Raw genomic sequence first — 20,753 nt, 5'->3', positions numbered from 1 at the left:
AGTACCTTTAACGATCAAAGTTAAAGGTTACGACGTTTATTGAAAGGATTGAATGAGTCGATTTAAAGACGCTTACACTTAATAATGAGCTTACCTTGAAATTCGAGGTTTTATCGTCGCAAGCGATGATAAAACTGCGCTTTCAAAAAATCGTCGAATCAAAAAAGAGCCCTGTTTCATGGGTATTGAAACAGGGCTCTTTGATTTATCGTCGATGCGTGCTTACTTATCCGTAAAGGCTTAACCGTAACGGCTTATCTACAACTGACATCCGTAACGATTTATCCTAGCTACTTAGCTATGACCGCTTACGGATCACCGCCCGCTTAGACCTTGTAGATTTTTGCTTTGGTATCATAGAAACACGAACTGCCGCCGACGAGATCCATCAAAGGCATTGCCCAAATATCAGGGTCCGTACGCAGTATCGGGTTCAAGTTAAAGCCAGATTTACGCTGCTTACTGCCTTTGATTACTTTACCGTTTACATGATAATCATTGGCACCATAACCGCTGTGGCCAAAGCCAATGGTAAATGAAACCACATTCTGTGCGATACCTTCACGTAACTTCACTTGCGCTTTACGTCGACCTTCAACACTTTCAACCCAAACCCAATCGCCGGTCTCAAGACCTGCTTCCTTACCCGTTTGCATATTCACTTCAGCATAGTTTGTTGGGGTGATCTCACGGATTGCATCAGCCGATGACAGACGTGAATGGGACTGCAATGCGGTTTTCTTGGTTAGAATCGTCAGTGGGAACGCTTCATCCAACTCGCTGACTAAAGTGCCTTGAGTCGTGGTTGAAGGTTGCCAAACAGGATAACCCATGAACTTCTCACCCGTTTGACTGTTGATGGTTTTTGCCACCTTGTCACTGTAAAGAGAAACCATGCCATTGTATTGGTTGGTCAGTTTATCGCCGTTACGACGCTGGCTGACTGGCTCGTACAAACCACCACGTGAAATGGCAAATAGCACATCTAACCATTCCTGTTGTTTTAGCGTATGTTTGTGCGCGCGGTAGAAGGTATCTAAATCACCAATACGGATTTCTTCATCACTTATCTCTGGCACTGGACCAAAGTTGTGCACGGCGTTCGCGACCCCTTTAAGGTAGTAATCTGACATGGTATGCAGACCGTGCAGATTGCCATGTGTATCTGGGATAGCCTTGTCACCAAAGCCCGCCATGCCTAATTCTTTAGCTACATCAATCAGGAACTGCTCATAGCTAAAGTGATGACCGCTCTGTGTTTTTTCAGTGAGTGGCTCGACAACAGGAGTGCGGATCGCGGTTCCTTTGACCATTGTCGCTTCCATCATTGGATGGTGAACATACTGCTCTAGGTACGTGAGATCCGGGATAACGTAATCGGCATAGCGAGAGCTGTCACCAATCACAATGTCACTGGCAATGATCAGCGGGATCTTTTTGGGATCCTTGACTTGTTCGACAATCTCATCACGACCATTAGATGGTGTGCTGTAAAGTGGGGTACACATATGCCACATTAAGATGTCAGCGCGATATGGATAACCTTCTAGAGCTGATGGCAAGATCTCACTGAACACATCTGTACCCAATGGGAACCAAGGACGCGGGGCAGGGTAAGGGTTCTGACCTGCTGCGACTTTCGCTTTATATTCACTGGAGTCTTGGTAGTGCATTTGCTCGCGAGAGATATGCAGACCTTGCGCCGCTGGCGTCAGGTTTGGAATTTGGCTCAAGTCGTACACGCCGCCGTTGTAATCGTAGCCACCACCACCCAGAGACAAACCGCCAGACCAGTTTAAGTTACCCAGTAACACATTGATTTGGTGGATCAAGAAGCCGGTGTAGTAACCGTTAGGGTGCTGAGCAATACCACGGTAGAACTCCACTGCCGCTTTGCGTCCGTGACTCATCAGATCGTTAGCAAGGTTGTGGATCACCGCCTCTTCAATACCAGATTCCTCGGCATAGTCGCGAATGGTTTTGCGATTCACCGATCTTGCCAGCAGATTAAAGGCTGTAGTAACGCGCGTGCCTTGATATTCACCTTCAAAGGTTAGGCTCGCTTGCGATGCACGCTCTGCAGCCATGAACTCACCGTTGTCAGCCATGACTATTGTCTGAGCATTAACTTGTAAGAACTGACCATAATCAGGATGAGTACTATCATCAACAATCAAATGCGTCGCGTTAGTAAAGTTGGTTTCACCGTGCAACTGTGCTGCCGTAAGCGATGGGTAAGACAAGTAATCACGGTTGTAACCTTGGCTTGCAATCATCAGTTGCAGTACACCTGCTGCTAATGCGCCATCTGTACCCGCTTTAGGGGCGATCCATTGTGTATCACCGACACTGGTAATGGTGCGCGGTAAGACAGGGTCGACAACCACAATTTTACATCCGTTGGCACGCGCTTCTGCGCTGTACTTACCCATGGTTTGCATTGGGAAGTTCGCTTCACCTGGTGCGGTACCAAAGAACAAAGCAAATTCAGTTTCTAGCAAGTCTACTTTTGCATTATGGTGACCGTCATACACTTCACCGGTTGCAATGTGGTGCGAAAGCTCACAAATATTGGTGTGTTCGTAGCTATTGATCGTACCAAAAGATTTGCAGAATCGGTTCTGGAAATCCTTACGTGATTTTACAATACGTCCGGCTTGCAGCACAAAACGGTTGGTCACGTTACCGTATTCAGGGTTCTTCGGATCTAGCAGATTATTGCGTTGCTCGTACAGATCTTTAAAGCCTTTTACCACCAAATCTTGGCTCGCTTTGTCCGTCGTATCGGCAAAGATTTGACCCCCGTGAACCACTTCTTTGATCAGCTCTTCCCAAGTAATTGTTTTCCACTCGTCACCGCCACGTGCTCCCACGCGTTTCATTGGTGCTGTGATGCGGTATTCATCATACAGCGTTTGTACGCCAGCATTACCACGTGCACACACCGTACCAACCGCCGCGCAGTTTGGCTGATAGGTGTTTCAATCGGCGTGTAGTCGATCATGGTATTCGGGTGGTAAGGGTTACCTTGAATACGCTCAAGCTTGCCTGTTTTCAAGTTCACTTTACAACGGATACCACACTCACTGTGGCATTGCAGACACGTTGAATGTTTGATTGCGTAATCCGGTGCCACTTGGTGACCGCTTTGAGCAAGACGCCATTCAACCGGATCTGAGTTGCCATAGTAATGGAATTGTACTGGTGCGCCGTTCTTTGAGAACGTTAGGGCACGAGTAAAAATACTGGCATAAGCAGCGGTACCTAAACCTAAACCAACCCCAGCGGCACCGGTGAGAAATTTACGACGATCCATTTTATAGCTCCTTTAACCATTTATCAGTAACTGGGATAAGTAGAAGTAGTACAGCAAAAATACCGCCCATGAAAATGAGACTTGCTGCGGTAAAGAACAGCTCATGCGCATCTGGCAGGAACAGTGACAGACCAGCACCAGAGCGACTTACGCCTTCTCCGGCAACTAGCAGTAGGTAACGAGTGGTATACCCAAAAACCATCGCCAGTACTGCACCAGCCAAGCGCCATAATCGGCTTGGATTAGCAATCAGCGCCGTTAGAAGCATTGCAATACCGGTTAATGCCGTTAGCAGTTTTACACCCCAGAAGTGTTGGTTAATCAGTTGCATTGATTGGCTGACCTCAACCGAAGCAAATTTGCTCATCCACCAAGTGCCTAAACAGATCGCTCCGAAGGATAGCAAAGCAAATAAGCCAGTGATTTTTTGACGCTCACTTGAGTCGTGCTTGGTGAGCAAGCCGTAAATGAAGAAACCGCCAGCAAGTGCCGTCAATAGTGGTGAGAAAGGCGTATTCCATATTGCCACACCGTGGATGCTCATCATCCAGATACCGCTGTACGCAGGTGTAAAAGTACCCACTGCCGCAATAGCTACTTTAATCGCAGGCAGAAAGCGGCGGTAAGAGGTAGAAGTGATAAGGATGGCCGACAAAAGTAGGCCGATATAAATTGGCAGTAGTGGCACACCATATTTGATGATAGAGCCATTCCAGTTTTCCCAACCCGCGATGAAGCCATAAATCAGGTGACCCGCTTGTTGAACTTCAGCCAATACATTTAGGATCCCGCCACAGGTCAACACTATCGCAACAGCAGGGATCAGGTAGGATTTATCGTCTTCACGTGAGAACAGCGCCCATGCAAGGCCAAGTCCACCCGCAAGGCCTAATAGCAGCGAGTAGTTTACAAACAACAAGCCAAACGGCATTGCATTGCTTACATTGATCAAATTAACCACGCTCAACTCCTTTAAATGCTAGTTTGGAATCATCGATATTTTGCTCAAAATCCAGCAGCCAAGTGTTCGGGGCGATCTCACTGTGAGCAGCTTGCTCTTGGTTTAATCCGATGTAAAACACAGGCACATAAAGAGATGGCTTTGGATCACGAATCCATGGATTCTCATGGCGAGCTGATGAGTGCCAAAACTTGTCGTCCTTCGCCATTTCAGCTTTGGGCATCTATACCTCGAGTTTTTCTGACCTTGGATATTGAGCTAAGGTAAAGATAAACGACTATGAGCTTTTAGCTGAAAGGGCAATCAGAACCTACATTTAGTCATATATATTTCCTTTAAAAGACCAAACCTTCAGTGATAACTATTGCACACGTAAACGTTTACCTGTATTTTCTCGCCTTTAAAATTTTCACTCGAATTTTTGATTCAGAGTACTCCCTATTGATCATTAATTTAGTACTACAAAGGAAATAGCATGTCCGAGAATTACGTACCCCAAGCAAGTGGTGCACCTGCAAAAAGCAGTTGGTTAGATACCTTCTTCTTAATTTCACAACGTGGCAGTAATGTACGTCGTGAGGTTTTAGCAGGATTAACAACCTTCTTGGCTATGGTTTATTCAGTGATCGTTATACCAAGCATGTTAGGTGCAGCTGGCTTTGATCAAAGCTCAGTATTTATTGCTACTTGTTTAGTTGCTGCATTTGGCTCATTAGTGATGGGACTTTGGGCAAACTTGCCAATGGCGATTGGTTGTGCCATTTCATTGACCGCTTTTACGGCTTTCAGTTTGGTACTAGGACAGGGCATTTCTATCCCTGTTGCGCTGGGTGCAGTCTTCCTGATGGGCTTTATCTTTACAGCTATCACCGTGACAGGTGTTCGTCAGTGGATCTTAACTAACCTGCCTGAAGGTATTGCACACGGTACTGGCATCGGTATTGGCTTGTTTTTGCTTCTTATTGCAGCAAGCGGTGTTGGTCTTGTGATCAAAAACCCAGTAGAGGGTTTGCCAGTAACATTAGGTGAGTTCACGTCTTTCCCTGTCATCATGTCTATGCTCGGTCTTGCGGCTATTTTAGGTCTAGAGAAACGTCAGGTACCGGGTGGTATCTTGCTGGTGATCATCGCGATCTCAATATTTGGTTTGATATTCGACCCTGCTGTTCAATATCAAGGTATCTTTGCTCTGCCAAGTTTTGGTGGTGAAGGCTCTTTGATTGGCTCTATGGATATCATGGGCGCGCTTAATCCTATCGTACTGCCAAGTGTACTTGCGTTGGTGATGACCGCTATCTTTGATGCGACAGGTACGATTCGCGCAGTAGCAGGCCAAGCAAACCTTCTTGATAAAGATGGCAACATTATCGATGGCGGTAAAGCACTGACCACGGATTCGGTTTCAAGTATTGTTTCTGGCGCAGTTGGTGGCGCTCCAGCAGCGGTTTACATCGAATCTGCAGCGGGCACCGCAGCGGGTGGCAAAACGGGTTTAACAGCAGTCGTCGTCGGTGTACTTTTCTTATTCCTATTGTTCTTAGCTCCGATTAGCTACCTAGTTCCTGCTTACGCAACGTCGCCTGCACTTATGTATGTTGGTCTACTGATGTTGGGTAACGTTCGCAAACTGAATTTCGATGACTCAGTAGATGCACTAGCTGGTCTTGTGTGTGCGGTATTCATTGTACTGACTGGTAACATCGTGACCGGTATCATGCTTGGCTTCTTATGCCTAGTGATCGGCCGCGTCTTCTCAGGCGAATGGAAGAAGTTAAACCTAGGTATCGTACTGATCACTATTGCGCTCGTTGTCTTCTACGCAGGTGGCTGGGCAATCTAAAGCCAATTGCTAAAACACTTTTCCTCCTAATACCTAGCCTCTGGCTAGGTATTCTTTTAAGTGGCGAGCAGGGAAAGAGGTGAGGGTGGTGCACAGCCTTATAACTGATTCGCTCGATAGCAACGCGTAATAGAATCGTTTCGTAAAAACGTCAATCTGCATTAGAAGCTAGAGTCACTTGATTCAGTAGCGACCTAGAATGCCTTCACTAATATGCTCAAACATTACAATTAAGCACGAATACAACAACATTTTCTTTAGGTGTGATAAAACACGCCACTAAGTGCTTAATTTCAAGAGTTGAAATTGCTTTAATTCGGTTAAATTACTTGGAATCGATAAAGTAGCTTCGAGTTTGCTAAATCGCAAGGGGATCGGTAAATCTTAAGGAGAAATTGGAGCGTGCAGCGGGAATCGAACCCGCATCATCAGCTTGGAAGGCTGAGGTAATAGCCATTATACGATGCACGCACACTGTCTTAATGAGTAAGACTGAGGCATTAAGAATAATTGGAGCGTGCAGCGGGAATCGAACCCGCATCATCAGCTTGGAAGGCTGAGGTAATAGCCATTATACGATGCACGCACATCGTCTTAACGAGAGTGATAATGCCACATCTAACTGAAAACGAAACCTTTTTCTTTAATTTTTATGCTAAGTGCTCGCATAATCATCACTCCGCTAGTTTTTTGTGCGCCTTCTACCTTTTAATAGCGAATAAAGTGTGATTAAACTCTCTTATCGTTAACGTTTGCTTATAGGTAAGAAAAATGGCGACAACCGATGGAATGATTCATTCAACGAATTGGACAGTGGGTCAGTTATTGCTGCTTTTAAGTGATAGAAGAAAAGCGGTGAATTGAGGCGATAATCACTGTAAAAGTCTCGTCATTCAGTCTATCGTTTGCTACATTTGCCGCACATTTTGTCTCCCCTGAAATACTCATGCCTTCTCCGTATCGAATTAACAAAATTGTTGAAATTGGTGACACACTCCATCGCAGTGGCTGTGCGCCTTATAAGCTTGAAAAATACACTCAATTTTATGCCAAAAAGCATGGGGTTGATGTGATGGTTCAGGCAACGCCAACCGCGATCAATTATCAGTTTCCTGACGATAACAACGCCGTTATTCTGAAGCGTCAGAAGCCCGCGTCTATCAACTTGAGCTTGTTGGCCAATACCATCATACGTATTAACCAACCGAGTAGCGAGCCTGTGCCAGAGCCTGTTGGTTACTCGAAGTTTGTGACAGCACTGGCCAACATGGGGATCCCACCCGCGTATTTAATGCTGGTGGGTAGCACCTTAGAAGCGGTTGGTTTTGCTGCGCTGTTAGGACTCATGGTTTGGGCATGTCAGCAAGTGCTGCATTCGCGTCGTGCGATTGCGGTTGAGTTTATCTCGGCATTATTAAGCGGTATTTTGGTGGCTTTCTTGGCAAGCACGGGGTTACCTATCCCTGTATGGGCGCTGTGTATCGCTTCGATCGTATTGTTTGTCCCCGGCTTATCCATCGCCAACGCTTTGGAGTGTTTGGCGTTTAATGATTTGGTATCCGGCACCAGTTTATTGGGGCAGAGCGCGTTAACCCTGATCAAATTGTTTGTTGGGATCATTATGGGGCTCAATATTGGCGAGGCCATTTGGGGGCAAGCCATCTCCATCGACTACACCAACGAAATCCCAACATGGATGCACATTTCAGGCTTAGCACTGATCTCTGTGTCAATTGGCGTGATTTTTAATGCTCGTCCTAAAGATATCTTGCTGGGCTTACCCATTGCGGTTCTGGGTATGTGGGGACCCTTCTATCTTGGCTTTGATAGTGGCTGGGTGGTCGGTACTTGGGTGACCACGGTTCTGATCACCTTGTATGGCACTTGGATCGCCAAAAAAATGGACCTTACTGGCTCTATTTATATCGTGCAGGGGATCATCATCTTGGTTCCGGGTAGCCGCGTATTGGTGAGTGCCAGCCAGTCGGTGTTTGAGCAATCGATTTTGCCAATTCCGAGCATCGGTTTGTCGGCGCTATTCATGTTCTCCGCCATTGTGGCAGGGCAAATCACCGCTTATTCCATTTACTCTCCTAAAGTAGAACGCTAGGGCGCTCTGTTTCGAAACCTTTGAACAAACAGCGTGTGTAAATAAGCACGGTTTCTAAATTGACACCGCTTTCAAGAAAATACTCTAAACAAACACAGTTTCGCGGCTGTGTTTGTTGGTTTTAGGTACGCGATTTTTACGTGAGCGGGGCATTGATAAAACTTGTTAGATTTATGCTCGCTAAGCTTAGTAAGAATTATTAAAATAGCTATAAATTCTCTTTAAATGAAGTATTAACCTATGTCTTTACCTCCTTGCCCGCAGTGCCAATCTGAATATGTCTACCCTGATCAAAACAACTTGATCTGCCCAGAGTGTGCTTACGAATGGAACCCAGAAGAGGAACGTTTAGAAAGAGAAGCAGCACGTGTTAAGGATGTAAACGGAGTTGTGTTAGAGACAGGTGACAAGGTCACGTTTATTAAAGATCTCAAGATAAAAGGCAGCTCTAGCGTACTCAAGATCGGCACGAAAGCGGTGATCCGCCGCATCAACGAAGGCAAAGATCACCAATTAGATTGTAAGCTTGATGGCGGCGGCGAAATGCTGGTCACAGCAAAGTACGTTAAGAAGCAGTAGCCTGCGTAAGGCACATTACATACCTATCGAATGATTGGATTTGAGGTGGCTTATTAAGACCAGCGACCCACATTGATGACTGATACTCATCGTAGTAACGGGGTACCGTAATGGTTGCGTTGTTTCGGACTCAACGGCACAGATTGACAGAAGGGGGATGATTATTGATGTGAGTGGCAATATTGTCTTGCAGTAATGCATAGAAAAGTTTGAGCGTAGGGGGCGTACAATGAACTATCACCCGACTTCAAAAATCGTGGGTGAACAAAGATTTGAATTTGAGTCAAGGTTAGATCAAACCGCTTATTGTTCCCACTTTGTGCCGATATTGTGCCTTTGAAGCTTGTTTAGAGATCTGGGACGCACAATTCAATACTGAGCTGTTCGAGCCTCAAGCTAAAGGTCTAGCGACTTGTCAGTATTGATTGATGGTCATTACCGCTTTAAGTAAACGCTCGATCGTTGTTCTATGACCTTAAAAATACGCGATAGAGTGAAGCAGAGTGCGAAGTAAGCCGTGCCAACAATCAACCAAATCTCGAAGATCAAACCGGAAGAGTTCGCCATTTCAGTACCAACAAATGTCATCTCTTGAATCGAAATCAGCGACACAATCGAGGTGTCTTTTACTAAAGAAATTGCCTGACCTGCCAAAGGTGGCGTGATCGCGGTTAATACCTGTGGGCCAACCACATATCGATACTTAGAGAATGCAGACAGCCCTAGTGAGTCAGCCGCTTCCCATTGGCCTTTAGGGATGCTTTCTAAGCCAGCTCGAATCACCTCAGCGATATAAGCAGAAGAGAGCAGGCCAATACAGATTACGCCAGAGGCTAAGTTTTCCCATAGGTTTGCAGGCCCGAATAGGAAATCTTGAACAGCGTTAATTTCACCATTGTGTTCACGTAAAAGGGTTTCTAAACCAAGCAAAGGAATCAGTTGGTTAGATACAAAAAAGTAAAAAATAAACACAAAAACCAGTGGCGGAATATTTCGAACCAATTGGATGAAAAGCAGTGCCGGTGTTTTGAATAAAGCGATCTTAGAGTGTCTTGCTACCCCTAACAGTGTGCCGAAAGAGAGCGCTAACACCATGCTCCATAAGCTCAAACGCAATGTTGCGACCAAGCCTTGGAAGAAATAAGGAATACTACCTTGAGAAGGTTGAATAAAGATTAACGTGAACGCGTCTTCCCATCGCCACTGATAGTTAATACCGACAGCAGAGCGATAATACAGCCAACCTGCGAACGCACAAATGATGGCAAACAACACTCCATCTAATAGATTGAGGCGTTGATACCAAGGCTTCGTGTGAAGGTTGGGCTTGGGCGTTGATAATGCGCTAGTACTACTCACGTCATTCCTGTTTAAACAATGATAATTAATATGCTGTGAGAGTGGGCTATGAGTTTATAGCTATCTCGGGTGTTTCATAAAAGGCAGTACCAGCAAGGTACTGCCTTGATTGGTTCTTTAGCGTCTAATTGGCAGTCGATTACTGACCTTGAGCAATCTGATCTTGCCAATCTAGAGTAGAGAACCAGTACTCGTAATGCTCTTTCAACCAACCGTCTTCAGTACGTGCTTTGATCCACTCGTTGAAGAACTCAGTTTTGTCTGTTTCGCCTAGGCGCACAGCAAATGCTTCGTTGCCTTTAGAAAGGCGTTCTTCAAATGGAATGAATAGCGTGTCTGCGTTTTTGATCGCTTCGTGTTCAGGTTTCGGGCTAGAGGCGATAACCGCGTGTGCATTGCCGTTTAGCACTTCTTGGAACGCTTGAGCATCGTCATCGAACTGAAGTACTTTTGCTTTCGGGAAAGTTTCACGAGCCACTTGAACCGTGAATGCGCCGCGACGTGCTGCAATTTTCACACGGCGAGAATCGAAATCAGAGATTTGAGTAAAGCCTTCAGCCAGCTCTTTGTTTGCTGCTAGTTGAACACCTGAATGAGAGTAAGGTTCAGTAAACAACACACTCTTAGAGCGTGCTTCAGTGATCGACAAACCACCGATGATCACGTCGAACTTGTTCGAGAGTAGAGAAGGGATAATGCCATCCCATGCCGTCGGCACGAACTCAACTTTCCAGCCTGAATCTTCAGCTAGGCGTTTTGCCACATCGATTTCAAAGCCAACAAGGTCGCCTTGTTTGTTACGCATTGCCCAAGGTACAAAAGTCGACATACCAACACGTAGAGAGCCACGTTCGTTGATTTTATCTAGGTTAGGCGTTTCAGAAGCAAGTGCAGGCAAACTTACGGCAAGCGCAAGTAGAGCTGTAATTGCGGTTTTAAATAGCTTCATGCTGATAAATCCTTATTGTGTTCGCCAGTTAGCTCCAAGCTTATGCTCAAGCCAAGCTGCAACGGCAGAAAGTGAAAGTGTAAGTGCGAGATAAATGATCGCCACAGAGAACCAGATCTCAAATGGCATCGCGGTTTCAGAAACAATGTTTCTGGCTTCGGTTGTCAGGTCGAAAATCGCCATGACACTCACAATCGAAGAGTTTTTGATAAGGGAGATAACCTCATTCGTCAAAGGTGGCAACGTGCGTTGAATTACCTGAGGAAGAATCACATCCCAATAAGTATAGGTCTTTGATAAGCCCAAAGATTGAGCGGCTTCAAATTGTCCTTTAGCAATGCCATTTAAACCGGCACGAAATATCTCGGCAGTGTACGCCCCTTGGAAAAGTGCCAAGGCTAAAACAGCCGTGCTAAAGCGATCCAGCCCTAGTACGGGGCCAAACACAAAATAGAGCAAATAGATTTGTACTAATAAAGGCGTATTACGAATCAACTCTACATAGCTGGTGGCGAGGGTACGACCAACCACGGAATTAGAGTTGCGTAATAGGGCCGTGGTTAAACCAATAATTAGCGTAGCGACTAAAGAAATCAAAGAGATATTGATGGTGACGAGTAACCCTTCCATCAATTCTGCAGGCCACCATTCGCCGTCTTCATAAAAGGCGATGTAGTCGGGCACGCGTTCCCACTGCCAGCTGTATCCCATGGCTTGTGCGCCAGAATCGAGGATCCAGACAACCGCAGCCGCGAGCACAACAATTTGTACCAATGCAGATAAGGCAGGTTTTACAATTTTAAGCAGCATCAGTAAGTCAGAATCTGATTTAGGAACGCTTGAGTACGCTCGTGTTGAGGATTCTCGAACAGGCATTGTGGTGTATTGGATTCCACGATTTGTCCTTCATCCATAAATATGACACGGTCGGCAACACGTTTCGCAAAGCCCATTTCGTGTGTTACACACACCATGGTAATCCCTTCACTGGCAAGCTCAACCATCACATCAAGCACCTCATTGATCATTTCCGGATCAAGGGCAGATGTTGGTTCATCAAACAACAGCAGTTCAGGCTTCATACAAAGAGAACGAGCAATCGCAACACGTTGTTGTTGGCCACCAGAAAGCTGAGCTGGGTATTTATTCGCTTGCTCCGCAATGTGTACACATTCGAGATAATGCATTGCCGTTTTCTCTGCTTCTTCTTTGCTTTTCTTGAGCGTACGAATTGGGGACAGAGTCAGGTTTTCAAGCACAGTAAGGTGGGGGAACAAATGGAAGTGCTGAAACACCATTCCGACTTGACCTGGTGTGTTGAACTTGCAGGGAAGCGATTGTTCTAACACGGAAAGCTCGCCACTTTCGAAGGGTTCTAGCTGATTGATACAGCGGATCAAGGTTGATTTACCTGAACCTGACGGCCCGCAAATCACCACTATCTCTCCCTGTTCAATATTTAAATCGATATCCTTTAGGGCATGAAAATCACCATACCACTTGTTAAGTGACTTAAACTTAACCATTTCCTTGAGATTGTTCAAATCGTTGTTCATACCTAGTAAAGAGACAGGTTTACCTTAACAATATAGAAATATGATTGCACATAAAATTAGGGACTTATGAGAATTTAATAGCATCTTGTAGGGCAAATAAAAAGCAGCGCCCAAAATGGACGCTGCCTTTCATACACGTAGGGCCAAAGTATTTGGTTCAGTGTGATGCCATAAATCTTGTTTACGGCATTTCACTTGTTCAAATTGTCTTTGTCATTCTACTTTGTTCGGCCTTCTTTAAGCTTTAACGAGCTTAGTGAATCGCAGACTCTAGGATCTCACGTGTTTTCTCTGGCGTGATTGCTTGGTTCTCACCAAGTTGCAGGTAACCGTGTGATTCAAGCTGAGCAACAACGCTGTCGATTGCTGCCGCTTTCGTTGCTTCGTAGCCGTCGAACATAGTTGCAACCTCTAGGCTGTGGTAGAACGCTTCGATTGCATCGATAGTGCGCTCTGCCAAGTCAGTCCCTGCTGCTAGGCCAAAAACGTTACGACCCATTTGCTCTAGCTTGCCGCGTTTAGCTTCGATTTGGTTGCGTAGTAGTGAAGGTTGAACAATCGCAAGAGAACGCGCGTGGTCTACGTGCCAAAGCGCTGTGAATTCGTGGCCAATCATGTGTGTTGCCCAATCTTGAGGAACACCCGTACCAATCAGGCCGTTAAGCGCTTGGTTTGCAGTCCACATTAGGTTTGCACGCCATGCGTCGTTGTCACGCTCGTCATATTGCTTACCCAGCAAAAGTAGGTTTTTCAGCAGTGTTTCTGCGTAACCGTCTTGAACCATCGCGTCTGTTGGCATTGTAATGTACTGCTCACACACGTGTACCCAAGCATCAACTAAACCATTAACTAACTGGCGTTCAGGCAGAGACTTCATTACATCTGGGTCCATTACCGCAAACTTAGGCTGTACGGCAGGGTTCATGAATGCCAGTTTCTCTTGAGTCGCTTTACGAGTGATTACCGCACCCATGTTAGATTCAGACCCCGTAGCTGGAAGCGTTAACACTGCACCGATTGGCGTTGCTTCTGTTACTTGGTGTTTGCCTGCTAGGATGTCCCAACCGTCACCGTCATATTTAGCCGCTGCAGCCACATACTTAGAACCATCGATTACCGAACCACCGCCAACAGCGATAATGAATTCTACGTTTTCTTCTTTAACAAGAGCGACGGCTTTATCTAGCGTCTCTTTCGTTGGGTTTGCTTCAACACCAGAAAACTCAATCCAAGCGTGATCTTTAAGAGATGCGACTACTTGGTCGTAAACACCATTGCTTTTGATTGAACCGCCACCGTAGATGACAAGTACTTTCTTCGAAGTATCAACCGCTTGGCTAATAGCGTTGATTTGGCCTTGGCCGAAGTGGATTACTGTAGGGTTAACATAAGTAAATTGCATTGTAGGTTCCTTGTGTAAAGCTAGATTTTTTATTCTGATTTGTTGCTCAATTTATATATTTGCATATTAGTACAGGAATTTAGGGTGGTGAAGGTCAGTTCCTCCAAATTAATTGCCTATTTCTACAAACTTGTTATTCTTTTTGGGCTTTTGTGCAAATACACTCCGCACCTTGAATGGAATATCACCAGTTATGAATACACTCGCTCAGTTAATGCAGTCTTACGTTGAATACAAAGGTTGGGATGATCTCGAAGGGATCAGAGAAACTGAGATCGAGGGTGTCTGGTTTTACCGAAGCAGTACTGGTAACCAGCGCCAACCTTTTACCTATCAGTCCGGCATCATCATGCTCGGGCAGGGTAAAAAGAACATCTATATCGGCGAAAGGCCTGTTACTTACGCCGCGGGTGATTATCTCGTCGTTGGTGTGCCAATGCCACTAGAGTGCGAAGCCTTACCCGTCGATGGTGAACCCTTGCTTGGTTTGTCTATTAACATTGATTCTCAGCGTTTACACAGCTTGGTGAAAAAGCTGGAAGACCAAGGCTTTCTCGAAAGTTACTGCAACAAACATAAGCAGAACTCGAGTGGCTTAGAGTCGACCCCTATGGAAGATAGGATGCTAGAAAGCTTTACTCGACTGATAAAAACCCTGCACTGCGATATCGAAGCCAACATATTGGGCGATGCGCTTGTTAGCGAAATTGTTTATCGCGCGCTAACCGGTTCAGAAGGACGTGTGTTATTCGATCTCGCTCATCACGACGGCCACTACGCACGTGTTGCTAAAGCACTGTCTAAAGTACATGAAGAGTATGATCAAACCATTACTGTTCAATCGTTAGCCGATGAAGCGAACATGAGTGTGTCTGCTTTCCACAATGCTTTTCGTAACGTCACCTTTGAATCCCCCCTTCAATACTTGAAGAAAGTAAGGCTCAACAAAGCCAAAGAGCTGATTCAATCAGAAGGGCTACGAATCAACGATGCCGCACGCCGAGTCGGCTATTCGAGCCCATCTCAATTCAGTCGAGAATTTAAGCGTCACTTCAATACAACCCCAAGAGCGGTGTAAGGGATCAGGATAAGTGAACAGTATGCGAATTCGAATTATTTTGATGCGTTGTTTCTTAGTACTGAGTTGTTTCTCGGTACTACGTTCTCTCAAGGTGTTGCGCTGCCTCGCGTTACTAGTCTGCTTAGTGATGCTGGGCTGTTCATCGGCTCCAGAGCCTGCGTATACGCCGACAACCATCACTCTTTTTTATGATGATTCATCGATTTCAGCGGGAATATTGCCAGATAACACCTTTGATGCATTGCTCGCTGATAGAAGCGAAAGCGTGGCGTTCTCAGGCTTGATATACAAACGAGATACGGGTTATTTGGTTGATATATCAGTGGTACGACAGAAAAAGAAGACCGACTCTCCTCAAACGTTGGGTGCCGTTTGGCGTTTAGATACCAGCGTAATGTTTGAATCGGGAGCAGCTGTAGAGGTTAGTGGTTTAAACAATGATATTTTCAAGATCGTCTTAGAGTAACTGGCTAAAGTTGATCCCTAACATCGGGTCAACCATAATTAACCACGGTAGGGGCTCATTCTGCACTTCTTGAATTGCCAATTATTCCTAAGTAGCCAGTGTGATTAACTTAGGTTTGAATGATTGGAACCTACATAAATGATGATTGAGTTCTCGATATACCTTGTATTCTATATCGTTGAATCTATAGAAAGAGTTAATCTTTATGCGCAAACTAATTACAACTATTCTAGCCTCAATCGCTTTTATTGCTGGTCCAGCTATGGCTGACGACTATTCTGACACCATTAAGAGTTTTCAATCGAACCCTGAAATACGCCAAGCGTTTAACTCTGCTTATGGGTATGCCGTGTTCCCGACCATAGGTAAAGGTGGCTTAGGCATTGGTGGCGCTCATGGTAAAGGTAAGGTTTATCAACAAGGTACAGTGATTGGCCAGACAAAAATGTCGCAGATTTCATTTGGATTGCAAGCGGGTGGTCAAGCTTACAGCCAAGTTATTTTCTTTGAGAATAAAGCCGCGTTAGATAAGTTCACGTCAGGACAGTTTGAGTTTGGAGCAGGAGCAAACGCAATTGCTATCACGGCGAGTGCTCAGGCGCAAACGGGTACAACCGGTACTTCAACTGGCGCTGGCACCTCTTCTGAAGCTAATGATCACAACATCATTAATTACACCAATGGTATGGTGGTATTAACCGCAGGTAAGGGCGGTCTGATGTATGAAGCGAGTATCGCGGGTCAGAAATACAGCTTTAAAGCTCAGTAATAAACAGTGAGCTTATTGAAGCTTTAAATTAAATAGGGCTGGTGCTTATTGAAGGAATAAAGCCCTTAATTTGAAACGCTGATTGTTTATGAAATGACGCTTGTTTTTGAATGCCGTTTGGTTTTGCCAAACGGCATTTTTTGTATCAGCTTGCCAGTGCAATCACAGGTTGCGAATCACGGCTTTTAATTACGTATCGTAATCTAAACAGCATTAGCGCCGCAGAAACGGTTAACCCCGTGAGAATGCCGATCCAAAAGCCTTCTTCACCCATAGCTGGAACAATATGGTCTGTTAGGCCCAGTACCATACCCAGTGGTAACGCCAAGCCCCAGTAGGAAGCAATCGCCAATAGCATTGGGATTTTGGTATCTTTATAGCCACGTAACGCGCCATTGGCAGACGTTTGCAATGCATCGCTGAATTGGTACATCGCGGTAAATACCAGCAAAGTCGCGGCGGTCGCACTGATCGCAGGGTCGGCGGTATAAAGCCTAATGATCCACTCTGGAAACAGTAGCAATGTCGCCACCGAGAGCAACGAAACCAATGCCGCTACCAAGATACCGATTTTGCTGCGTTCAACCGCCCCCAGTTCGTCTTTTTCACCTAATGCATGGCCAACACGGATGGTAATGCCAAACGAGATACTCATAGGGATCACGTAAGTTAGGCTCGATATATTGAGTGCTATCTGCGCGGCGGCTACGTTCTCGGCACCAATACGGCCGATCATCAGTGCGATTACCGCAAAGATACTGCCACATACCGCGATGTTCATCCCGATAGGTAAACCTAATCTTAGAAGGTGAAACATCTCTTTTGCTTTTGGCTTAGCGTCTGCAAAGCTGATGATGGTTTTGTAGTGGTGATGACCTTTAATGTAGGAATAAAGCATTCCCGACATTAGCCAATACACTAAGCTTGTCGCCCAGCCACAACCAACCGCGCCCATTTGAGGGAAGCCAAATTTGCCGTAGATAAGCACATAGTTAACCGGAATATTCACCAGAAGACCAATCATGGAAATGATCATCGGTACTTTGGTGTTGTTCATCCCTTCACAGAAGCCATTCAAGGTGTAAAACAGGGCAATGCCCGGTACACCAAAGGCGAGGGCAAAGGCATAATCGCTACCAATTGGAATGATTTCAGCGGCAACCCCAATCCACTCTAGGATCGGTTTCGCACTGATTAGATAGGTGATGAGCAGCACGCTTGCAATCAATGCCAGCCAAACCATTTGAAAGAATTCAACGGAGATACTTTGAAAATCACGTGCGCCACGGTGGTAGGCAACTACAGGCGTTAACGCCATAATCACGCCACGTAGCAACAACAGTACCGGAATCCAAAGGCTGGTGCCGAGCGCGATGGCAGCGAGATCGGCAGGGCTAACTTGGCCAGCCATGGTCGTATCGACAAATCCCATCGCTTGGGTTGCAATTTGAGTCAAAATGATTGGAATCGAAAGATGCATAAGCGCACCCGATTCACGAGTAAAAGGACGAAGTTTTGTTAGCATGGAGATTCACAACATCAATAGAAATACACGAATGATGGCAGGATGGCAGGTGTGCATTTTAGGATGTGCCCTGTGGGCGGGCGACAATATAACCACCTTACTGCATAGGGTCAAGCCTTGGATTAATACCAATCGTAGTAAATAACTGGTCACCCTAACTGGCTAAAAACCTCGATAACTTCGTTAGAAATTTTGATTGTAGAATAGCGACTTATCGAAACTGTTTGTCGAAAAGAGTAGCCTTGTACTTAAGCTTTTTTCCTGCGCTATTTCTGAGCATTTACTTACGGTGATTGGCATAAGAGAGAAACCGAGCCAGTTATTTGTGCGCTTACATAGAATCGAGTAGCAATTACTTATAAAAACGCCCTTCGATCATAACGATTCGAAGGGCGTATTTTGTGTCCACTATTCAAGCTGTAAAACGGTTGAACCTGTTAGCTGGTATAAAACTGATAAACGACTAGATAAGCGCGCCAATACTCAACAGTACCACGCAAAGCAGAGTCAACATCGCCATCAGCGGTGCGACCCACTTCAGCCAGCGAACGTAAGGAACACGCGCAATCGCTAGGCCGCCCATTACCACCGCAGAAGTCGGAGTAATTAAATTCACCAGACCTGATCCCGCTTGGTATGCTGTAACAACCAGCTCACGTCCGACGCCTGCAAAGTCAGCCAGTGGCGACATAATTGGCATGGTCAATACCGCAAGGCCAGAGGTGGAAGGCACAAGGAAAGAAAGCAGAAGCTCAAGTGCAAACATAACGTTAATGAAGATCACCGATGAGAGACCCGTGACGATGTGCTCGGCCGAGTTCAAGATGGTATCGGTGATCATACCGCGATCCATGATCACCACGATGCCACGAGCGATACCAATGATCAGTGCCACGCCAAGTAAGTCTCTTGCACCGTCGATAAAGGTGCCAATGAAGTCTTCTTCACTCATGCGTGAAATGATGCCTACTAAAATGGATGAGGCTAAAAACAGCGCTGAAATCTCAGCCATCCACCAGCCACCGATAGACACACCGTAAATCATCACAGCAAATGATCCACCGAAGATCGACAAGATGATCTTACGTTTGGTGGTGAACTCTAGGCCCTTAGTTGAACGGTTACCAAGGAAGTGCGCTTTGTTCTCTTCGTATTTGTCATACACGATCGATTTCGATGGATCATTACGAACCATACGGGCATAGCGCATCACGTAAGCCACGCAGATCAGGTAACCAAGCACAAGCATTGCGAAACGTAGCATAATGCCATCGGTAAAGGGAATGCCTGAAGCGTTAGAAGCAATCACGGTAGCAAATGGGTTGACCATTGCGCCAAGGCAACCAATACCCGCACCAAGCAAAATGGTAGCTGCAGCGACTAAAGGATCAAAGCGAGCTGCCATCATCACAGGGACTAGTAGGGGATAAAATGGCAACGACTCTTCAGCCATACCATAAACAGTGCCCCCTGTAGCAAAGAGTGCCATAAGGATAGGGATCATCAACTCTTCACGGCCTTCAAGTCGCTTAGTAACACGCTCAATCCCGGCATCAATCGCGCCAGTCTTGGTCACCAAACCAAGGAAGCCACCCATAATAAGAATGAAGAGAGAAATATCGACCGCCGCTGCTTGGTAGCTATCGTGATCGTAAAAGCCATCTATCGGAGCTAACAGAACCTCAACGATGCCTTGAGGGTTACCTTCAACGGAATGATAAGTGCCAGTGACGGGAACCATCTGTCCCAAATCTTCATTCATGACTCGGTCATATTGACCCGCAGGGACAAGCCAAGTCAGCAGAGCGACAAGCGCAATTAAGGCAAAAAGGATGGTATAGGCAGAAGGAAACTTAAAGTTGGCAAATAAGCCAGGCTTCTTTTCTGCGGTGGATAGGGTCTGGTCGGACATGGCGATCTCCTTACTTTTATTTATGCACCAATAAATAGAAGTAAATCAGCGACGAATAAATACATTGAAATAATAGTGAGTCGCTAATTTAGGTAGTCTTAACAAAGGGAAATCGAAAACGGAAACTCGCTGGTGAAGCTGGCTAAAATAGCCGATGCGAAGGTCGAGAAGATTCAGATGTGATACGCGTTAAATTAGCTGACTTACGCAGTGTAAAGGCAGCCCCAGAACAATTGAATGGGTAAATCTTAAGTTGCAAAAATAGATCCTGCGAGAGGTAGTTTCTTGTGAGCAATCAACTAAATATATGCGGTTAATGGAACTTTTTTAGAGTTATCTACCGAGGGAAGCATTGATAAACCTATAAATACAAAAGATTAGGTTCTGTTAGGTCTTGAGAAGGTTTTTTGGGCTGTGGGGGGATGTTTTGCTTACTCATTATTTCTATACCCGTGATCATTGAAGGTGCTTGATTTTTAGTAAAATCAGGATCATGCTACGAACTATGATAATTACACTGACTCCTCAACAGAAACTACAGCTCGAACAAATGCACGACATTGAACGGGATAGTCGAGTTTGCGACCGTATTAAGGCTGTTTTGCTGGCTTCTGAAGGCTGGACTCAGACTATGATTTCACAAGCTCTTCGTATTCATGAATCGACCGTTGCACGCCACCTTAGTGTTTTGGTTTTTGCAGCGAAGATTTTGCGTTTGAAACGATAGACGTTGTGGATTGGAAACTGTTTTTGTTCTGTTGTGCAAATCAGTCAGAATCAAAGGGAACTGCACCAACACGACTAGATACTTAATCAAGAGCCTCTCCAGTACTAAAAGTCATCCGTATTTTCTAGGGCGTGTTGATCTTTGCTGTACATTTCGCGTTCAACAATACATCGGTAGCCACATCAACATGAATGCCAGCGA

At 45.5% G+C, this 20,753-nt stretch carries 17 protein-coding genes, 2 tRNA genes and 1 pseudogene; 7 read left to right on the top strand and 13 right to left on the bottom strand.

Annotated features, from left to right (window positions below):
- Window positions 1–326: 326 nt before the first annotated feature.
- Genes Q1A70_RS14205 through Q1A70_RS14190 form a run of 4 tightly spaced genes read right to left on the bottom strand, consistent with a single transcriptional unit; the run spans window position 327 to window position 4,500 of the window.
- Window positions 327–2,945: a molybdopterin-dependent oxidoreductase gene (locus tag Q1A70_RS14205; protein WP_299692705.1), complete on the bottom strand. Its 2,619-nt coding sequence runs from the start codon at window positions 2,943–2,945 to the stop codon at window positions 327–329.
- On the bottom strand, window positions 2,879–3,316 hold the full coding sequence (locus Q1A70_RS14200) for a hypothetical protein (protein ID WP_299692702.1): 438 nt from the start codon (window positions 3,314–3,316) through the stop codon (window positions 2,879–2,881). The genes Q1A70_RS14205 and Q1A70_RS14200 overlap by 67 nt, the downstream gene beginning before the upstream one ends.
- A gap of 1 nt (window position 3,317) precedes the next feature.
- A complete protein-coding gene (locus tag Q1A70_RS14195) occupies window positions 3,318–4,277 on the bottom strand; it encodes a hypothetical protein (protein ID WP_299692698.1) in 960 nt (319 codons plus the stop codon).
- A complete protein-coding gene (locus Q1A70_RS14190; protein WP_299692694.1) occupies window positions 4,270–4,500 on the bottom strand; it encodes a hypothetical protein in 231 nt (76 codons plus the stop codon). The genes Q1A70_RS14195 and Q1A70_RS14190 overlap by 8 nt, the downstream gene beginning before the upstream one ends.
- A gap of 252 nt (window positions 4,501–4,752) precedes the next feature.
- On the opposite strand from Q1A70_RS14190, the gene Q1A70_RS14185 reads away from it, so the two are divergent.
- Window positions 4,753–6,117: an NCS2 family permease gene (locus Q1A70_RS14185; protein WP_299692691.1), complete on the top strand. Its 1,365-nt coding sequence runs from the start codon at window positions 4,753–4,755 to the stop codon at window positions 6,115–6,117.
- 396 nt (window positions 6,118–6,513) lie between these two features.
- On the opposite strand, the gene Q1A70_RS14180 is transcribed toward Q1A70_RS14185, so the two are convergent.
- Window positions 6,514–6,588 (bottom strand) — tRNA-Gly (locus Q1A70_RS14180).
- Between the two features lie 40 nt (window positions 6,589–6,628).
- Window positions 6,629–6,703 (bottom strand) — tRNA-Gly (locus Q1A70_RS14175).
- 360 nt (window positions 6,704–7,063) lie between these two features.
- Here Q1A70_RS14175 and Q1A70_RS14170 point away from each other — a divergent pair.
- Window positions 7,064–8,227, top strand: a complete 1,164-nt coding sequence (locus Q1A70_RS14170) for a threonine/serine exporter family protein (RefSeq protein WP_299692688.1) — start codon at window positions 7,064–7,066, stop codon at window positions 8,225–8,227.
- Between the two features lie 240 nt (window positions 8,228–8,467).
- The gene (locus Q1A70_RS14165; protein ID WP_299692685.1) at window positions 8,468–8,806 is read left to right on the top strand and encodes a zinc ribbon domain-containing protein YjdM; all 339 of its coding nucleotides are present in this window, start codon (window positions 8,468–8,470) and stop codon (window positions 8,804–8,806) included.
- Between the two features lie 435 nt (window positions 8,807–9,241).
- Here the strand turns inward: Q1A70_RS14165 and Q1A70_RS14160 are convergent, their stop codons facing one another.
- The 5 genes from Q1A70_RS14160 to Q1A70_RS14140 form a co-directional block, all read right to left on the bottom strand.
- Window positions 9,242–10,165: an amino acid ABC transporter permease gene (locus Q1A70_RS14160; RefSeq protein ID WP_299692683.1), complete on the bottom strand. Its 924-nt coding sequence runs from the start codon at window positions 10,163–10,165 to the stop codon at window positions 9,242–9,244.
- A gap of 139 nt (window positions 10,166–10,304) precedes the next feature.
- The gene (locus Q1A70_RS14155; protein WP_299692680.1) at window positions 10,305–11,114 is read right to left on the bottom strand and encodes a transporter substrate-binding domain-containing protein; all 810 of its coding nucleotides are present in this window, start codon (window positions 11,112–11,114) and stop codon (window positions 10,305–10,307) included.
- Window positions 11,115–11,126: 12 nt separating this feature from the next.
- On the bottom strand, window positions 11,127–11,924 hold the full coding sequence (locus Q1A70_RS14150) for an amino acid ABC transporter permease (RefSeq protein ID WP_274137685.1): 798 nt from the start codon (window positions 11,922–11,924) through the stop codon (window positions 11,127–11,129).
- A complete protein-coding gene (locus Q1A70_RS14145) occupies window positions 11,924–12,670 on the bottom strand; it encodes an amino acid ABC transporter ATP-binding protein (RefSeq protein WP_299692677.1) in 747 nt (248 codons plus the stop codon). The genes Q1A70_RS14150 and Q1A70_RS14145 overlap by 1 nt, the downstream gene beginning before the upstream one ends.
- Window positions 12,671–12,923: 253 nt before the next feature.
- Window positions 12,924–14,072, bottom strand: coding sequence for an iron-containing alcohol dehydrogenase (locus Q1A70_RS14140; protein ID WP_299692674.1), 1,149 nt, complete (start codon window positions 14,070–14,072; stop codon window positions 12,924–12,926).
- A 193-nt stretch (window positions 14,073–14,265) separates the two neighbouring features.
- Here Q1A70_RS14140 and Q1A70_RS14135 point away from each other — a divergent pair, with 193 nt between their 5' ends.
- The 3 genes from Q1A70_RS14135 to Q1A70_RS14125 all read left to right on the top strand — a co-directional run bounded on the left by Q1A70_RS14135 (window position 14,266) and on the right by Q1A70_RS14125 (window position 16,388).
- Window positions 14,266–15,150 carry an AraC family transcriptional regulator gene (locus Q1A70_RS14135; RefSeq protein WP_299692671.1) on the top strand — a complete coding sequence of 295 codons (885 nt, stop codon included), beginning with the start codon at window positions 14,266–14,268 and terminating at the stop codon, window positions 15,148–15,150.
- Window positions 15,151–15,280: 130 nt separating this feature from the next.
- The gene (locus Q1A70_RS14130; RefSeq protein ID WP_363318254.1) at window positions 15,281–15,619 is read left to right on the top strand and encodes a hypothetical protein; all 339 of its coding nucleotides are present in this window, start codon (window positions 15,281–15,283) and stop codon (window positions 15,617–15,619) included.
- A 205-nt stretch (window positions 15,620–15,824) separates the two neighbouring features.
- Window positions 15,825–16,388 (top strand): YSC84-related protein, encoded by a 564-nt coding sequence (locus Q1A70_RS14125; protein ID WP_299692665.1) that lies wholly within the window; start codon window positions 15,825–15,827, stop codon window positions 16,386–16,388.
- A 145-nt stretch (window positions 16,389–16,533) separates the two neighbouring features.
- Here Q1A70_RS14125 and Q1A70_RS14120 read toward each other — a convergent pair whose 3' ends face one another.
- Window positions 16,534–17,913, bottom strand: coding sequence for an MATE family efflux transporter (locus tag Q1A70_RS14120; RefSeq protein ID WP_299692662.1), 1,380 nt, complete (start codon window positions 17,911–17,913; stop codon window positions 16,534–16,536).
- Window positions 17,914–18,376: 463 nt separating this feature from the next.
- Window positions 18,377–19,825 (bottom strand): YfcC family protein, encoded by a 1,449-nt coding sequence (locus Q1A70_RS14115; protein WP_299692659.1) that lies wholly within the window; start codon window positions 19,823–19,825, stop codon window positions 18,377–18,379.
- A 505-nt stretch (window positions 19,826–20,330) separates the two neighbouring features.
- Between Q1A70_RS14115 and Q1A70_RS14110 the strand changes: the two are divergent.
- Window positions 20,331–20,510 (top strand): annotated as a pseudogene (locus Q1A70_RS14110) (helix-turn-helix domain-containing protein); the annotation flags it as partial.
- Window positions 20,511–20,753: the final 243 nt, after the last annotated feature.

It is taken from the genome of uncultured Vibrio sp. (genome assembly GCF_947488985.1).
GTDB lineage: Bacteria > Pseudomonadota > Gammaproteobacteria > Enterobacterales > Vibrionaceae > Vibrio.
The sequence above is the reverse complement of the archived record's forward strand: the minus strand, read 5'-3'. Positions and strand labels throughout refer to the sequence as shown.

Excerpts from the sequence above, each read along its gene's own strand:
- Q1A70_RS14135 (WP_299692671.1), top strand. The coding sequence starts at position 14,266 with ATGAATACACTCGCTCAGTTAATGCAGTCTTACGTTGAATACAAAGGT.
- Q1A70_RS14140 (WP_299692674.1), bottom strand. The coding sequence starts at position 14,072 with ATGCAATTTACTTATGTTAACCCTACAGTAATCCACTTCGGCCAAGGC.
- Q1A70_RS14120 (WP_299692662.1), bottom strand. The coding sequence starts at position 17,913 with ATGCTAACAAAACTTCGTCCTTTTACTCGTGAATCGGGTGCGCTTATG.
- Q1A70_RS14190 (WP_299692694.1), bottom strand. The coding sequence starts at position 4,500 with ATGCCCAAAGCTGAAATGGCGAAGGACGACAAGTTTTGGCACTCATCA.
- Q1A70_RS14165 (WP_299692685.1), top strand. The coding sequence starts at position 8,468 with ATGTCTTTACCTCCTTGCCCGCAGTGCCAATCTGAATATGTCTACCCT.
- Q1A70_RS14200 (WP_299692702.1), bottom strand. The coding sequence starts at position 3,316 with ATGGATCGTCGTAAATTTCTCACCGGTGCCGCTGGGGTTGGTTTAGGT.
- Q1A70_RS14130 (WP_363318254.1), top strand. The coding sequence starts at position 15,281 with ATGCTGGGCTGTTCATCGGCTCCAGAGCCTGCGTATACGCCGACAACC.
- Q1A70_RS14150 (WP_274137685.1), bottom strand. The coding sequence starts at position 11,924 with ATGCTGCTTAAAATTGTAAAACCTGCCTTATCTGCATTGGTACAAATT.
- Q1A70_RS14115 (WP_299692659.1), bottom strand. The coding sequence starts at position 19,825 with ATGTCCGACCAGACCCTATCCACCGCAGAAAAGAAGCCTGGCTTATTT.
- Q1A70_RS14125 (WP_299692665.1), top strand. The coding sequence starts at position 15,825 with ATGCGCAAACTAATTACAACTATTCTAGCCTCAATCGCTTTTATTGCT.
- Q1A70_RS14145 (WP_299692677.1), bottom strand. The coding sequence starts at position 12,670 with ATGAACAACGATTTGAACAATCTCAAGGAAATGGTTAAGTTTAAGTCA.
- Q1A70_RS14185 (WP_299692691.1), top strand. The coding sequence starts at position 4,753 with ATGTCCGAGAATTACGTACCCCAAGCAAGTGGTGCACCTGCAAAAAGC.
- Q1A70_RS14155 (WP_299692680.1), bottom strand. The coding sequence starts at position 11,114 with ATGAAGCTATTTAAAACCGCAATTACAGCTCTACTTGCGCTTGCCGTA.
- Q1A70_RS14170 (WP_299692688.1), top strand. The coding sequence starts at position 7,064 with ATGCCTTCTCCGTATCGAATTAACAAAATTGTTGAAATTGGTGACACA.